The 865-nt window shown below is 63.9% G+C and carries 2 protein-coding genes; both read right to left on the bottom strand.

Annotation, left to right across the window (positions count from 1 at the left end; all coding sequences use genetic code 11):
* Positions 1–358 (bottom strand): imelysin family protein (locus tag DBR24_RS27780; protein WP_305889151.1); only part of this gene is annotated, 358 nt, incomplete at its 3' end.
* A 26-nt stretch (positions 359–384) separates the two neighbouring features.
* Positions 385–865 (bottom strand): di-heme oxidoredictase family protein (locus DBR24_RS34130; protein ID WP_256591914.1); only part of this gene is annotated, 481 nt, incomplete at its 5' end.

Below are 865 nucleotides of genomic sequence, written 5' to 3'. Positions count from 1 at the left end.
GGGCGACGACCAGTTGCTCGACCTGACGACCGACGAGGTTTTTCTTGTCCGGCCAGAACTGCACCTGCCACGAACGGTTGCCCTCGGCCAGCGGCCCGATCAGCAACGGTTGCAGCTCGGCCCAGGCTTTCTGCGCGTGGAGAAAGTCGGCGCGGGCGGTTTCCAGGGTTTCCTTGTCCTGGCAGTAGGCGAGGGCGCTGACTGCCAGTTGCCTGTCGGCTTCGACCCAACGGGTGTAGGTCGGCAGGATCACCGATTTGGCGATGGCCGCCGAGGTGACCGCTTGCGGGTCCTGCGGCGAGCAGGCGCCGAGGGCGAGTGCGGCAAGGCTGGTGAACAACAACTTGGGACGGAACATGTCGGGCTCCCGATTCTTTTAAGTGTTTAAAGTGAGTTCAGAAACGCCAGCAGCGCGGCACGCTGTTCGGCGTTGAAAGACAAAACCTGTTGCTGCGCCTGCTGCGCTTCGCCGCCATGCCAGAGCACGGCTTCGAGCAGATTGCGCGCGCGGCCGTCATGCAAGAACTGGGTGTGGCCGCTGACCGCTTGCGTCAGGCCGATGCCCCACAACGGCGGGGTGCGCCAGTCGCGGCCGGAGGCCTGGAATTCAGTGCGGTGGTCGGCCAGACCATCGCCCATGTCATGCAGCAGCAGATCGCTGTACGGGCGAATCACTTGATTGGCCAGTTCAGGTTCGGCCGCGTTGGCGGCGGTGGTGTATTTCGGGGTGTGGCACGACTGGCAACCGGCTTGGAAGAACAGGTTCTTGCCGGCCAGCACTTCGGGATCATTGACGCCACGACGCGCCGGCACCGCGAGGTTGCGGCTGTAGAACAGCACCAGCCGCAGGATGTTGTCGCTGACT

Origin of the sequence: Pseudomonas sp. HMWF006, assembly GCF_003061205.1 — a bacterium.
In the GTDB taxonomy this organism is placed as follows: domain Bacteria; phylum Pseudomonadota; class Gammaproteobacteria; order Pseudomonadales; family Pseudomonadaceae; genus Aquipseudomonas; species Aquipseudomonas monsensis.
The sequence above is the reverse complement of the archived record's forward strand: the minus strand, read 5'-3'. Positions and strand labels throughout refer to the sequence as shown.